A 13,569-nucleotide genomic window follows, 5' to 3' on the forward strand; every position below is an offset into this window, starting at 1 on the left:
GGTGTGGACCGGCCATGGCAAGGTGCCCGCTGCGGTCTGCGAAAGGACTCAGCCGACGCCGTGGCCCTCGAAACTGGTGGGGACGCGGGGCAAGGGCACCCCGTTTTGCCAGATGGTGGACCTACCGGTACGCTGAAGCGAAGTTATCGACGTGTTCGATCACTACCCAATCCGTTCTACCGAAGACCGTTGGTCGCCGATCCCGTATGGGTTCGGTCGAAGGTCCGGCAATAGCTGGCGGCCCACGCAGGGAGAGCCGAGGCTGGGAGTCGATCAAGGGTTCATGCCCGGATCGGTTCATCCAATTGCGCCCCGGAACGCTCTGCGTCCGGGGCGTTTGTCGTATCGCCACCCCTGGTCGGTAGTTCGGGTCCGAACCGACATCAGAGAGGAGGCGAAGTATGGCAAAACCCGAGAAGGTCACCGCGGTCGCGGAGATCGCTGAGCAGTTCAAGAGCTCGACGGCCACCGTTGTCACGGAATACCGTGGCCTGTCCGTCGGTGCCCTCACCGAACTGCGTCGTGCGCTCGGTGCCGACGCCACGTACTCCGTCGCCAAGAACACCCTGGTCAAGCGTGCCGCGGAAGAGGCGGGCGTCGAGGGCCTGGACGAGCTGTTCGTGGGACCGACCGCTATCGCCTTCATCACGGGCGAGCCGGTCAACGCGGCGAAGGCGCTCAAGACCTTCGCCAAGGACCACAAGTCGCTCGTCATCAAGGGCGGCTACATGGACGGCAATGCGCTGTCCGTGTCCGAGGTCGAGAAGATCGCCGACCTGGAAACCCGCGAGGTGCTGCTGGCCAAGCTGGCCGGTGCGCTCAAGGGCAACCTGGCCAAGGCCGCGGGCCTGTTCAACGCTCCTGCTTCGCAGGTGGCCCGCCTGGCCGCCGCGCTCGAAGACAAGAAGCGGGCCGAAGGCGCCGAATAAGCGCCACCCATCACCGGGTGAATCGCTTGCGGCTCGCCCACACCAGACATCACCTACCGAAAGGAAACAACAATGGCCAACGTTGACGAACTGCTCGAGACCTTCGGCAACATGACCCTGCTCGAGCTGTCGGACTTCGTCAAGAAGTTCGAGGAGAAGTTCGAGGTCACCGCTGCTGCTCCGGTCGCCGTCGCCGCTGTCGGTGGCGCTGCCGCTCCGGCCGAGGCCGCCGAGGAGCAGGACGAGTTCGACGTCATCCTCGAGGGCGCGGGCGACAAGAAGATCCAGGTCATCAAGGTGGTCCGCGAGATCGTCTCCGGCCTGGGCCTGAAGGAAGCCAAGGACCTCGTCGAGGGCGCCCCGAAGCCGATCCTGGAGAAGGTCGCCAAGGACGCCGCCGACGCCGCCAAGGAGAAGCTGGAAGCGGCCGGCGCCTCGGTCTCGGTCAAGTAATTTCCGAGCGAAACGCCGTAACGGGCGGTCCCTTTTACAGGGGCCGCCCGTTCGTTTTCCCGGCGATAAGTCGGGGGTCGTGCGAATAATGCGACCACTCGATAGTTACTCTTCGGTCAGGTTGGGCTGTGCGACGAGTTGCCCATGCGATAGAGTGACCGCACCCACTGTGACGTGACACACCGCGATGTCGAGCAGACGCGGTTCGCCGGTGGGGCGGCTCGCTGAGAAATGTGGAGGTTGGCGTGGGCGTCGAGGTCAGGACCGAAGGCATTACCAAGTCCTTTGGTTCCCAGCGGATTTGGCAGGACGTTTCGATCACCCTGCCGTCCGGGGAGGTCAGTGCGCTGCTCGGCCCCTCCGGTACCGGTAAGTCGGTCTTCCTGAAATCGCTGATCGGCCTGCTGCGCCCCGAGCGCGGCTCGATCTACATCGACGGCACAGACATCACCACCTGCTCCAACAAGGAGCTCTACGAGATCCGCAAGCTGTTCGGCGTCCTGTTCCAGGACGGCGCGCTGTTCGGCTCCATGCATCTGTTCGACAATGTCGCCTTCCCGTTGCGTGAGCACACGAAGAAGTCGGAGTCGGAGATCAAGAAGATCGTCATGGAGAAGATGGAGATGGTCGGTCTCCTCGGCGCGGAGTTCAAACTCCCCGGCGAAATCTCCGGCGGTATGCGCAAACGTGCGGGTCTGGCCCGTGCCCTGGTGCTCGATCCGCAGATCATCCTCGTCGACGAGCCGGACTCCGGTCTCGACCCGGTCCGCACCACCTACCTGAGCCAGCTGCTCATCGACATCAACGCCCAGATCGACGCCACGATCCTCATCGTGACCCACAACATCAACCTGGCCCGCACCGTGCCCGACAACATCGGCATGCTGTTCCGCCGTCAGCTGGTGATGTTCGGCCCGCGCGAAGTGCTGCTCACTTCCGATGAGCCGGTGGTCAAGCAGTTCCTCAACGGCCGCATGATCGGCCCGATCGGTATGTCCGAGGAGAAGGACGAGGCGCAGATGGCCCGCGAGCAGGCCATGGTCGATGCCGGGCACCATCACGGTGGCGCCGAGGAGATCGAGGGCATCATCCCGCAGATGAAGGCCCAGCCCGGTATGCCGGTCCGTCAGGCGGTGCACCGCCGCAAGCAGCGGGTGCGCGAGATCATGCACACCCTGCCGCATGCGGCACAGGTCGCCATCCAGCAGTCGCTGGAGGAGAACGACGACACCCAGGTGATGTCGTACAACACCGCCGAACTCGCCCAGGGCGGCCCCTACGACGCCACGGTGCCGCACCACCAGACCCCCAACGTATAACGGTACGTTCTCGCGAATGCCGCGCCGGATCTCCGGCGCGGCATTCGCGTTTCGGCGCGGACAACCCGGCGACACGGCTGTTATGCGCAGCCGTCCACAGGTGTAACGCAGGTAACATCGGCGATCGTGAACCCAACGCTCGCGCGTTTACGGACTCCGGTCGAGTCCGGGTTCGCCCAGGCCGGGAAGATCTTCGCGCTGTTTCTCGATGTGGCGCGCAAGATGTTTCGCCGCCCTTTTCAGTGGCGGGAGTTCATCGAACAATCCTGGTTCATCGCCAGCGTCTCGATCCTGCCCAGTGCCCTGGTGGCCATTCCATTCGGTGCGGTCGTCGCATTGCAGACCGGGGCACTGATCAAACAGCTCGGTGCCGAATCGTTCACCGGCGCCACCAGTGTGCTGGCGACCGTCCAGCAGGCGGCGCCGGTGGTGACCGCGCTGATCATCGCGGGCGCAGCCGGTTCGGCGGTGGCCGCCGACCTCGGTTCGCGCACCATCCGGGAGGAGATCGACGCGCTGGAGGTGCTCGGCGTCGATCCGGTGCAGAAGCTGGTCGTACCGCGTGTGCTCGGCATGATGCTGGTCGCGTTGCTGCTCAACGGTCTGGTGTCGGTGGTCGGCATCGCCGGGGGTTATTTCTTCAACGTCTTGTTGCAGGGCGGTACGCCGGGCGCCTATCTCGCCTCGTTCTCGGCGCTGGCGCAGCTGCCCGATCTGTGGATCGGTGAGATCAAGGCGGCGATTTTCGGTCTGATCGCTGGCGTGATCGCCGCGTACAAGGGGCTGCATCCGAGCGGGGGGCCGAAAGGAGTCGGCGACGCGGTGAATCAATCAGTGGTGATCACGTTCCTGGTGCTTTTCTTCGTGAACCTGGTGCTGACCTTGATCTATTTGCAGATTGTTCCCGCTAAGGGCTCCTGACCGGTGGCTGTCCGCTACCGCAATCCCGCCCTTGCCAAAACGGCCCGCCGGGCCGGAAATATCGCACGCGCGCCGCTGAACGTCATCGACCGGGCGGGCGAGCAGATGTCGTTCTACTCCCGCACCATTGCCTGGATTCCACGGACCGCGGTGCACTATCGCAAGGAGGTCATGCGGCTGCTGGCCGAGGTGACCTTCGGTAGCGGTGCGCTCGCGGTGATCGGCGGAACGATCGGCGTCATCGTGTTCATGTCCGGTTCGGTCGGTGTGGTTGTCGGGTTGCAGGGTTTCAAGGCGCTCGATTCGCTCGGAAGTTCGGTGCTGACCGGCTTTCTCACCGCCTATATCAACACCAGGGAAATCGCGCCGCTGGTGGCGGCGTTGGCCTTGTCGGCGACGGTCGGCTGTGGTTTCACCGCGCAATTGGGCGCCATGCGTATTTCCGAGGAGATCGACGCGCTGGAAGTGATGGCGGTGCCTGGCGTGCCGTTCCTGGTGACCACCAGGGTGATCGCCGGATTTCTCGCCGTCATCCCGCTCTATATCGTCGGCCTGCTCGGGACGTTTCTGGCCTCGCGGATGATCAGCATCTGGTTCAACGGCCAATCCAGCGGTTCCTACGACCATTATTTCGGACTGTTCCTACCACCAGAGGATGTGCTGTATTCGTTCCTCAAGGTGCTGGTGTTCGCATTCGTGATCATCATGGTGCACTGCTATTACGGCTTCCATGCCACCGGTGGGCCCGCGGGTGTCGGGGTGGCGGTGGGGCGGGCGGTGCGCGCGGCGATCGTGCTGGTCAATGTGCTGGATTTCTTTCTCAGCCTGGCGATCTGGGGTACCACGACGACGGTGCGGGTGGCCGGATGAGCAGCCGGGTGCGGTGGTGGCGGTCGACGGCCAAGGCCAGGAACAGGCTGCTCGGTATCGCCTTCTTCGTGCTCGTCGCGCTCTTTCTGTGGACCACGGTGGCCATTTACAACAAGCAGTTCGTGCGCACCGTCGACGTGCAGCTGATCACCGACAGCGTCGGCAACGCGCTGACCCGCAATGCCGATGTCAAAGCGCGTGGCGTCACTGTCGGCGAGGTACGTTCGAGTCACGCCGAGGGCGATGCGGTGACCCTCGAACTCGCCATTGATCCGGATCGGGCCGAACAGATTCCGGTGAACACCACCGCGCGGTTGCTGCCGAAGACGTTGTTCGGTGAGCGTTTCGTGGATCTGGTGATCCCGGACGATCCGAGCCGGGAGCATCTGACCTCGGGCGTGACGCTGCATCAGGATGCGAGCGGTAATGCGATCGAGGTGAGCCAACTGCTCGACGATCTGCTGCCGCTGTTGCAGGCGATCCCACCGCAGGATCTGGCGGCCACGCTCGGTGCGCTGTCGCAGGCGCTGTCCGGGCAGGGTGAGGGGCTCGGTGCGACCCTGGATCGACTCGACGTCATCCTGACCGACGTCAACGCCGTGCTGCCCGAGCTGCGCGAGGGGCTGCGCAGCCTCGCCGAGACCGCCGTCACCTACGCCGACGCTGCCCCGCAGCTGATCGACGCCCTGGACAATCTGCGCACCACCAATGCGACGATCGTGCAGCGCCGCACCGATATCGACGTCCTGCTGGCCACCCTGACGCCCACCTCGGCCGCGACCGCCGATTTCCTGATCGCCAACCACGACAACATCATCGATATCGCCGCCGACGCCCGTCCGGCGCTGGAACTGCTGGCCACCTATTCGCCGACCTATGTGTGCACGATGGCCAATTTCGCGCAGATGCGCCCGCGCATCGATCAGCTCTTCGGCATGGGCACCGATCGGCCCGGCTCGCGGGTGACGATCGAACTGGTCAACACCCGCGGCCGCTACCTGCCCAATCAGGACGAACCGCGCTGGCTCGACACCCGCGGCCCCGCCTGTTTCGCCGAGTTCCCGGTGGGCGTGGATGCCGGACAGTATCCGGGCGGGCCGAACAACGACGGCTCCTATCAGGTGCCCAGCCGCAATCCGGGTGATCAGCAGATCGGCGCCATGCAGCCGCCGCAGTTCGGGGTCTTCCCCGCCGGCAATACTCCGACCCTCGCGGGCTCGCCGGGGGAACAGCGCACATTGGGCGCGATCTACGGTGCCGCGCAGGGGGTTTCGCCGGATCGGGTGCCGGGCTGGGTCACCAGGATCGCGGCACCGGCGTTCCGTGGCAGCGAGGTGAGTGTGCGATGAAGGGGCAGCTGCGCGGTCTGGGTGGGCCGCTCACCAAACTGGCGATCTTCGTGGTGGTCACGCTGCTGGCGACGACGTTCCTCGGGCTGTCGATCGCCAACTACACCGGCGGCGGGACCTTGTTCAAGGCCAGGTTCACCGATGTCACCTCGCTCAATCCGGGTGATGAGATACGGATCGCCGGTGTGCGCGTCGGCAAGGTCACCGGCATTTCGATCGTGGACCGGCGCGTGGCCGAGGTGAAATTCGAGCTGACCGACCGCGAATGGCTGCCCGCCTCCGTCACCGCGACCATCCGCTTCCGCAACTTGGTCGGACAACGCTATATCGAGCTGGAGCGTGGACCGGGGGAGCAGGGCCGCAAAATGAGCGAGGGCGCCACCATCCCGCTGGAACGCACCCGGCCCGCCTTGAACCTGACCACCCTGTTCGACGGGTTCCGGCCGCTGTTTCGGACATTGCAGCCCGAGGACGTGAACAAACTGTCCTACGAGATCATTCAGGTGTTCCAAGGTGAACAGGGCACCATCGCGGATCTGGTCGCCAGCACCGCGAACCTGACCAACCGGATCGCCGACAAGGACGCCGTCATCGGGGAGCTGGTGCGGGATCTGACCGAGGTGCTCGACACGATCAACGCGCGCGAGGACCAGTTCGATCAGCTCGTGGTCAATACCGCGGCGCTGGTCGATGGCCTTGCCGCACAACGCGACACCATCGGCCGTGCGGTCACCTCGCTCGGTGACGTCGCCACCGCCACCTCGGAATTGCTGGTGCCGACCCGACCCTCGCTCCAGGGCACCATCGCCGGGCTGAGCCAGCTCACCGGGGTGATCGATGAACGCAGCGCGGAAGTGAACCAGGCGCTGGTGAATCTGCCCATCAAGATGGAAAAGCTCGGTCGCGTCGGCAGTTACGGTTCCTGGTTCCAGTTCTATCTGTGCGGTATCGATATCGTCGCCGGACCCGGTGTCCCCGATGCGCCCCAACTGAATCTGCCCGCCGGGATGCCGACGATCAATCAGCCGCTCTACACCAATGCCGCGCCGCGCTGCCATGGGGAAGGGGGCCGCTGATGGACGATCGGGTACTGCTCGGACAACGCAGCCCCGCCTTCATCGGCGTGCTGGGGCTGGTGATGGTGCTGCTGGTGACTATGTCGGCGTTCTTCCTCGACCGACTGCCGATCATCGGGGCGGGTATTGCCTATACGGCCGAATTCTCCGAGGCCGCCGGTCTCAAACGCGGTAACGAGGTGCGGGTGGCGGGGGTGAAAGTCGGTTCGGTATCGGGCGTGCGGCTCGACGGTGATCGGGTGCTGGTCGATTTCCGTACCAGAGACACCTGGATCGGTGACGAGACCACCGCCTCCATCCAGATCAAGACGCTGCTCGGGCAGAAGTATCTGGCGCTGGATCCGCAGGGATCGCGGGTGGCCGATCCGAGCGAGCGGATCCCGTTGTCGCGCACCGTCGCTCCCTACGACGTGATCGACGCGTTCAGCGATGCCGCGCGCACCCTCGACGATATCGACACCACCCAGCTGGCCACCTCGATGCGGGTGCTCTCGGATGCCTTCACCGCGACGCCGCCGCATATCCGCGGCGCCATCGACGGCGTCACCCGGCTGTCGAACACGGTGGCCAAACGCGATGACGAACTGCGCAAACTGTTCGCGGCGACCAAGACGACCACCCGGGTGCTCGCCGACCGCAATACCGAATTCGAGCGTCTGCTCACCTCGGGCGGACAGCTGTTCGCCGAATTGAACATCCGCCAGCAGGCCATATCGCAGCTGCTGGCGGGGGCGCAGACGGTGTCGACCGAGTTGAGCGCGCTGGTGGCCGATAACGAGAAACAGATCGGTCCGGCATTGACGAATTTGCAGGCCGCGATCGATCTGCTCAATGCCAATCAGCGCAATATCGCCACGACCCTGGAGTTGGCCGCGCCGTTCTACGGGGTCTACGCGAATGTGCTCGGCACCGGACGCTGGTTCGACGCGGTGATCGTGAATGTCACGCCGCCCGGTCTGCCGGAGATTCCCGGCTATCGCCCGCCCGTGCGCACGCTGGGAGGCAACTGATGGCGATGCGGCGCGGCGGCAAGATCGCGATCGCACTGATCGCGGTCATCGCGCTGGTGGCCGGTGGTGCGCTGTGGTGGCTGTTCGACCGGTGGCACACCACCACGATCACCGCATATTTCGATCGGTCGGTCGGCATCTACGAGGGCTCGGATGTGCGGATCCTCGGTGTGCCGGTGGGGTCGGTGGATTCGGTCGAGCCGATGGGCGATCAGGTGAAGATCGTGATGAGCGTCGACCGCTCCTACGACATCCCCGCCGATGCGCGGGCCGCCCAGATCACCCCGTCGGTCGTATCGGATCGGTTCATCCAGCTCACGCCCGTCTATCGGGGCGGTCCGACCATGGCGCGCACCGCGACGATTCCGCGTGAGCGCACCGTGACCCCGGTCGAGGTGGATCAGCTCTACCGCAGCATTACCGAACTGTCGCAGGCGCTCGGCCCGGACGGCGCCAACGCCGACGGCGCTCTCGACGAGCTGGTGCAGACCTCGGCGCAGAACCTGGCGGGCAATGGCGCCGCGATCGCCGACGGCATCACCGAACTGTCGGCGGCGGCGCGCACCCTGTCGGATTCGCGCGGTGACATCTTCGACACCGTCGAGAACCTCCAGTCGTTCATCACCATGCTGGCCCGCAACGACCAGCAGGTGCGCCAGTTCAATACCCAGCTCGCGGATCTGTCGTCGTTCCTGGCCGGTGAACGGCAGAATCTCGGCAACGCGCTGGACCTGCTGTCCATCGCGCTCGGTGATGTGGCCCGGTTCATCGATGCCAACCGCCAGCTGATCCAGGGCAATGCCGACTCGCTGATCACCCTGACCCAGACTCTCGCCGACCACCGGGACGCCCTGGCCGAGGCGTTGCCGGTGCTGCCGGTGGCGTTGAGCAATCTCATCAATATCCATAACGGCGAATCCGGCACGCTGGACATGCGCGCCAATTTCCCCGATCTCCAGGACCCGTTCGGCGCGATCTGCCGGATGCTCGATCTGAGCAAGCTCATGCCGGGCGACCCGAAGTTCGAGGCCATCGGCAAACAGATGCGGCCGCTGCTCGAACACTGCGCGAGCATCGCCGACCAGATCACCGCGGGCGTGCAGACTCCGACGCTGATCCTGCCCTTCGGCATCCTGAGCGGGGAGAACCAGCAGCGTGCCCCGGTACCGGGCACGGTGCCGGGGACACCGTCGGATCGACTGCCGCCCTCGCAGGGAGGTGGGCGATGATGCGTCGCCGGATCGCGGGCGCGGCGGCCGTGGTGCTGGCCGGAGTGTTGCTCGGGTCGTGTTCCTCGGACGGTATCTACAGCATCCCGCTACCCGGCGGCGCGGACGTGGGCTCCGATCCCATGCACATCGATATCCGGTTCGACGATGTGCTGGATCTGGTGCCGCAGTCCGCGGTGAAGGTCGAAGGTGTGCCGGTCGGGCGGGTGGAGAGCATCACCCTCGCCGAGGACGGTTGGACCGCGAATGTCGCCACCCTGGTGAATTCTTCGATCGATCTGCCCGCGAACGCGTCGGCCGAGGTACGGCAATCGAATCTGCTCGGCGAGAAGTTCATCGAACTGTCCGCGCCGGAAGGCGCCGATGCGGGACCACGGCTGGCCGACGGTGCGGTGATCCCGTTGACGAATACCAGGCACGCCACCGAGGTGGAGCAGGTGCTCGGCGCGTTGTCGCTGCTGCTCAACGGTGGCGGGGTGGCGCAGCTGCAACCGATCATCAGCGAGCTGAACACCGCGCTCGGCGGCCGGGAGGATCGAGTGCGCGCGGTGCTGGAGGAGGCGAACACGCTGATCGGTGGGCTCGATGAGCAGGTGGACGACATCACGCGGGCCCTCGATGGGTTGGAGACATTGAGCAATCGCGTCGCGGCGCAGACCGGTCAGCTCACCGCGATCCTCGACGAGCTCCCGGAAGGTATCCGCATCCTCGAGGAACAGCGTCCGCAGCTGATCGCCTTGCTCGCCCAGCTGGATCGGGTGGGCCGAGCCGGGTTCGAGGTGATCGACACCGCAAAGGACGATCTCATCCGCGATCTGCGCGCCCTGCGCCCCACCTTGCAGGAACTCGGCCGCGCCGCGCCGGACCTGGTGACCGCGCTGCCGCTGATCCCGACCTACCCGTTCCCGGATTCGACCCTGGAGGGCACCTTCGGTGGGCAGGTCAACACCTGGCTGTCGGTGGATCAGCAGATCGGCGTGACATTGAGCAACCTCGGCGTCGGCAAACCCGATCCGGTGTACATCCCGCCGATCGGGCCGCCGGTGAATGTCGACCCGACCAACCCGTATTACGACGGCAACGGGCCACGGCCCGGCTGGCCGACGGTCTCGCTGCTGCCCTTGCCGCCGACGATGGCGGTGGTGCCCGCGCCTGGGCAGCCGGGAGTGCCGGGACTTCCGCCGCAGCTCGGGCCGCTGCTCGAGCAATTCGGGGGTGGGCGATGACCCGCATGGTGCGGTACCAGCTGATCGCCTTCGCGATCGTCGCGGTGCTCGGCGTGGTCTATGTCGGTGCCCGCTATATCCGGCTCGATCACATGCTCGGATTCGGCCAGTACGAGGTGCTGGTGCGGGCCGAGCACACCGGCGGCGCGTACACCGGCGCCGAGGTCACCTATCGCGGGGTGCCGGTGGGCCGGATCGGTGGACTCGACCTGACCGCGGACGGTGTGCTGCTCGAGCTGGTGATCGATTCGAGCGCACCACCGATCCCGTCGTCGGCGCGGGCGGTGGTGGCCAACCGGTCGGCGATCGGTGAGCAGTATGTGGATCTGCAACCGGACACCGTGGGCGAACCGTATCTGCGGGACGGGTCGATCATCGACACGGTGAGCACGCCGGTGCCGGTGGAAGAGCTGGTCGGCAGCGTCGACACCCTCGCGAGCACCATCGATCTGACGGCGCTGAGCGCCACCGTCACCGAATTGGGTCGTGCGCTCGACGGTAAGGGCGGCGATCTGCGCGGTCTGCTCGATTCGTTGCGCACCTTCACCGAGACGTTCCGCGAATCCCTGCCACAGACCGTGCAGTTGATCCGTGACGGCCGGATCGCGCTCGGTACCCAGGCCGCCCAATCGGCCGAGATCCGCGAGTTCAGCACCGGTCTCGATCAGCTCGCCGCCCAGCTGCGGGCCAGCGACCCGGCCGTGCGCCGACTGATCGGCACCGGCGCCGACGCCGGCCAGCAGATCGGGGCCCTGCTCGACGAGAGCGGCGCCGCGCTCACCACCGATCTGACGAATCTGCGTGCGCTGCTGCTGGCCGTCTCCCCGCAGTTCTATGCGGTCAAACCGCTGCTCCAGATGCTGCCGCAGCTGTCGATCGGCGCCTCGGCCACCGCGCCCGGCGATGGCACCAGCCATTTCGGGCTCGTGCTGGAGACCAACAATCCGCCGGCCTGCACCGTCGGCTACGAGGGCACCCAGGCGATTCTCGACCGGATGAAGGCGCAGAACCCGGACTTCGACGACACCCGCGACGAATTCCCCTTCAATACCGAGGCCACCTGCACCGTGCCGTTCGGCAATCCGACCGCCGTCCGCGGCGGCGAACGCGCCGACCTGGCCGATCCAGCCGTCGTACAGCCGTGGGACGACAACCCGAAAGTCGACCCGGACAAGCTCAACCTGACTCCGATCGCCGTCCAGCTCTCGACCCTGCTGGGAGTAACGCCGAAACGCTGACCGAATGACGCGAGGTGTAGCTGTGAATCTCGACCCGCTCGAACCCGACGAGAACCTGGAGCGCCCATCCCGACCCGACGACCGCGGTCCCCGCGCCGGTTCCGTCGACCCGGTGCCTTCGGTCGCCGATCGCGAGACCGGCGAACGGTCGGTTGATCGCGGCGGTCCGCCGCGGTTCGTCACCGTGGCCGCCATCGGTGCGCTGGTGATCGCGCTGGCCGCGGCCGCGTGGTTCGGCGCGGGGTGGGTGCGGGCGGCCTACTTCACCGATGGCCCGCGCGCGGCGGCGCGTGATGCGGCGCTGGACGCCGCGCAGCAGGCGGCGATCAATATGACCTCGATGAACCTCGATGACGTGCCCGGATCGCTGGCGATCGCGCGGTCGTCGATGACCGGGCCCATCCTGGCCTCGGCCACCGAACATCGGCAGCAGGCCGAGGCGATGGCGACGCAGGCGGGGGTGCGGATGGAATCAACGGTGCTCGGCGCGGCGTTGACCGCACTGAACTCGGAGCGCGACCGGGCATCGGCGCTGGTGGTGTTGCGGGTCACCGAGGCGAAGCCGGGGGAGGGGCCGACCGGATACCGGTACACCTGGAGCCTCGATATGGCCAAGGACGGCGACACCTGGAAGGCCGAACAGGTGGCCTCGCTCGGCCAGCCGGTGCCGTTGAACGACACCGGAACGAACCCCGCCGACCCGGTACCGCCGGGACAGGGCGGCGGCGCACCGGCAGCGCCTGGCACCGGACCCGCGTCCGGTAGCGATGCGTCCGGCGCGGTGCCGGTCCCGAGCGACGCGCCGGCCGGTCCCCGGCCCGCGCCGCAGCCGACACCCGAACCCTAGGAGGAGCAGCGATGGCCGAACGCCGACCCGTCAACAAGGTCTCCTCGCGCCGCCCGGTCGACCGCCCGAGCCGCACGGTCCGCCGCACCGGCACTCCGTCGCCAGGCACTCGGGGGATCACCGCGTCCGGCTCTCGCGCGGCGAGTTCGCGCGGTGCGGGCAGCGGACCCACCGCCAAGGCCGGTGCCAACGCCAACCGTGCCCCGCGCGCGAAGGCGGCCCGCGCGACCCGATTGTCCCGCCCGGCGCCCACCGGCCGTGACCGGCGCCGTCTTCTCCCGCGCCGACGTCCGCGATCCGGCCGCGCCAGCTCCTGGGTGCTGCCCGTCGCCGCCGGTGTGGCCGCCCTCGCGCTGGCCGCATTCGCCGTCGTCGCCGCGCTACGACCCGGCGTCCCCGACGACAACGCGGCCTTCGTCGACAATGCCGCCACCGAGGAGGTGCGGGCCGCAGCCGAACACGCGCTGCGCACCGTCTACGGCTATCGGGTCGAGGACATCGGCGGCTATCAGGCGGCCGTCTCCGAGGTGCTCACCGGCAAGATGCGCGCGGAACTCGACAGCTACGCCTCGACCACCATCTCGGCCATCGAACAGGCCGGGACCAGCACCGAAGCCCATGTCGAGCCCGTGGGTGTGACCCTGCTGTCCGGTGACCGGGCCGAGGTCCTGGTCAACCTCGTGGTCAGTGCCGAGAAGGACGGCATCGCACAGCAGAGCGTCGCCGGCCCGGTGGTGTTGCAGATGCGGAAGGTGGATGGCCGCTGGCTGGCCGAAGACATCGTCGACCGGTGACGACCTGCTGATCCGCGCCGTCGGCAGGCCCGGACAAGCACAGCGGGGCAGTCGATCTCGCGGACTGTCGGCCCGGTGCTGCCACTTGACGAGTCTCGCCGGACCCGTCACGCTATTCACAGCAGCGGCAGCTGTCACCGTGGCGGTAATCCGTCACATATGACACTCGGCTCACCGTGGTTCACGACGCAGCCAGCGGAATCGGACACGGCCGGAGCGGGGTGGGCCGGACACGGCGCGCCAGCCACGCGAGAATTCGCACGGGTGGTACTTTGACACCTTCGTGTCAGTAGGTGTAAGTTTGGACG

At 66.5% G+C, this 13,569-nt stretch carries 13 protein-coding genes; all 13 read left to right on the forward strand.

What is annotated here, in order from left to right:
• The first annotated feature begins 401 nt into the window (after positions 1-401).
• The 13 genes from rplJ to QH168_RS09960 all read left to right on the forward strand — a co-directional run bounded on the left by rplJ (position 402) and on the right by QH168_RS09960 (position 13,261).
• Positions 402-929, forward strand: coding sequence for a 50S ribosomal protein L10 (gene rplJ, locus QH168_RS09900; RefSeq protein WP_280234220.1), 528 nt, complete (start codon positions 402-404; stop codon positions 927-929).
• Positions 930-1,001: 72 nt separating this feature from the next.
• Positions 1,002-1,382: a 50S ribosomal protein L7/L12 gene (rplL, locus tag QH168_RS09905; protein WP_163826769.1), complete on the forward strand. Its 381-nt coding sequence runs from the start codon at positions 1,002-1,004 to the stop codon at positions 1,380-1,382.
• Between the two features lie 245 nt (positions 1,383-1,627).
• Positions 1,628-2,701, forward strand: coding sequence for an ABC transporter ATP-binding protein (locus tag QH168_RS09910; protein WP_280234221.1), 1,074 nt, complete (start codon positions 1,628-1,630; stop codon positions 2,699-2,701).
• 222 nt (positions 2,702-2,923) lie between these two features.
• Positions 2,924-3,622, forward strand: a complete 699-nt coding sequence (locus QH168_RS09915; protein ID WP_280234284.1) for an ABC transporter permease — start codon at positions 2,924-2,926, stop codon at positions 3,620-3,622.
• A gap of 105 nt (positions 3,623-3,727) precedes the next feature.
• Positions 3,728-4,492, forward strand: coding sequence for an ABC transporter permease (locus QH168_RS09920; protein ID WP_432421070.1), 765 nt, complete (start codon positions 3,728-3,730; stop codon positions 4,490-4,492).
• The gene (locus QH168_RS09925) at positions 4,489-5,841 is read left to right on the forward strand and encodes an MCE family protein (protein ID WP_280234223.1); all 1,353 of its coding nucleotides are present in this window, start codon (positions 4,489-4,491) and stop codon (positions 5,839-5,841) included. The genes QH168_RS09920 and QH168_RS09925 overlap by 4 nt, the downstream gene beginning before the upstream one ends.
• Positions 5,838-6,917: an MCE family protein gene (locus QH168_RS09930; RefSeq protein ID WP_280234224.1), complete on the forward strand. Its 1,080-nt coding sequence runs from the start codon at positions 5,838-5,840 to the stop codon at positions 6,915-6,917. The genes QH168_RS09925 and QH168_RS09930 overlap by 4 nt, the downstream gene beginning before the upstream one ends.
• Positions 6,917-7,927: an MCE family protein gene (locus QH168_RS09935; RefSeq protein WP_280234225.1), complete on the forward strand. Its 1,011-nt coding sequence runs from the start codon at positions 6,917-6,919 to the stop codon at positions 7,925-7,927. The genes QH168_RS09930 and QH168_RS09935 overlap by 1 nt, the downstream gene beginning before the upstream one ends.
• Positions 7,927-9,156, forward strand: coding sequence for an MCE family protein (locus tag QH168_RS09940; RefSeq protein ID WP_280234226.1), 1,230 nt, complete (start codon positions 7,927-7,929; stop codon positions 9,154-9,156). The genes QH168_RS09935 and QH168_RS09940 overlap by 1 nt, the downstream gene beginning before the upstream one ends.
• The gene (locus tag QH168_RS09945; protein WP_280234227.1) at positions 9,153-10,382 is read left to right on the forward strand and encodes an MCE family protein; all 1,230 of its coding nucleotides are present in this window, start codon (positions 9,153-9,155) and stop codon (positions 10,380-10,382) included. The genes QH168_RS09940 and QH168_RS09945 overlap by 4 nt, the downstream gene beginning before the upstream one ends.
• The gene (locus tag QH168_RS09950; RefSeq protein ID WP_280234228.1) at positions 10,379-11,620 is read left to right on the forward strand and encodes an MlaD family protein; all 1,242 of its coding nucleotides are present in this window, start codon (positions 10,379-10,381) and stop codon (positions 11,618-11,620) included. The genes QH168_RS09945 and QH168_RS09950 overlap by 4 nt, the downstream gene beginning before the upstream one ends.
• A 22-nt stretch (positions 11,621-11,642) precedes the next feature.
• Positions 11,643-12,467, forward strand: a complete 825-nt coding sequence (locus QH168_RS09955; protein ID WP_280234229.1) for a hypothetical protein — start codon at positions 11,643-11,645, stop codon at positions 12,465-12,467.
• Positions 12,468-12,478: 11 nt separating this feature from the next.
• Positions 12,479-13,261 (forward strand): hypothetical protein, encoded by a 783-nt coding sequence (locus QH168_RS09960; protein ID WP_280234230.1) that lies wholly within the window; start codon positions 12,479-12,481, stop codon positions 13,259-13,261.
• Positions 13,262-13,569 lie beyond the last annotated feature (308 nt).

It is taken from the genome of Nocardia cyriacigeorgica, from assembly GCF_029868385.1.
Lineage (GTDB): Bacteria > Actinomycetota > Actinomycetes > Mycobacteriales > Mycobacteriaceae > Nocardia > Nocardia cyriacigeorgica_F.

Bases quoted from the DNA above. Each gene is read 5' to 3' on its own strand.
- QH168_RS09940 (WP_280234226.1), top strand. From the start codon at position 7,927: ATGGCGATGCGGCGCGGCGGCAAGATCGCGATCGCACTGATCGCGGTC.
- rplJ (WP_280234220.1), top strand. From the start codon at position 402: ATGGCAAAACCCGAGAAGGTCACCGCGGTCGCGGAGATCGCTGAGCAG.
- QH168_RS09915 (WP_280234284.1), top strand. From the start codon at position 2,924: ATGTTTCGCCGCCCTTTTCAGTGGCGGGAGTTCATCGAACAATCCTGG.
- QH168_RS09920 (WP_432421070.1), top strand. From the start codon at position 3,728: ATGTCGTTCTACTCCCGCACCATTGCCTGGATTCCACGGACCGCGGTG.
- QH168_RS09935 (WP_280234225.1), top strand. From the start codon at position 6,917: ATGGACGATCGGGTACTGCTCGGACAACGCAGCCCCGCCTTCATCGGC.
- QH168_RS09930 (WP_280234224.1), top strand. From the start codon at position 5,838: ATGAAGGGGCAGCTGCGCGGTCTGGGTGGGCCGCTCACCAAACTGGCG.
- QH168_RS09960 (WP_280234230.1), top strand. From the start codon at position 12,479: ATGGCCGAACGCCGACCCGTCAACAAGGTCTCCTCGCGCCGCCCGGTC.
- QH168_RS09950 (WP_280234228.1), top strand. From the start codon at position 10,379: ATGACCCGCATGGTGCGGTACCAGCTGATCGCCTTCGCGATCGTCGCG.
- rplL (WP_163826769.1), top strand. From the start codon at position 1,002: ATGGCCAACGTTGACGAACTGCTCGAGACCTTCGGCAACATGACCCTG.
- QH168_RS09945 (WP_280234227.1), top strand. From the start codon at position 9,153: ATGATGCGTCGCCGGATCGCGGGCGCGGCGGCCGTGGTGCTGGCCGGA.
- QH168_RS09925 (WP_280234223.1), top strand. From the start codon at position 4,489: ATGAGCAGCCGGGTGCGGTGGTGGCGGTCGACGGCCAAGGCCAGGAAC.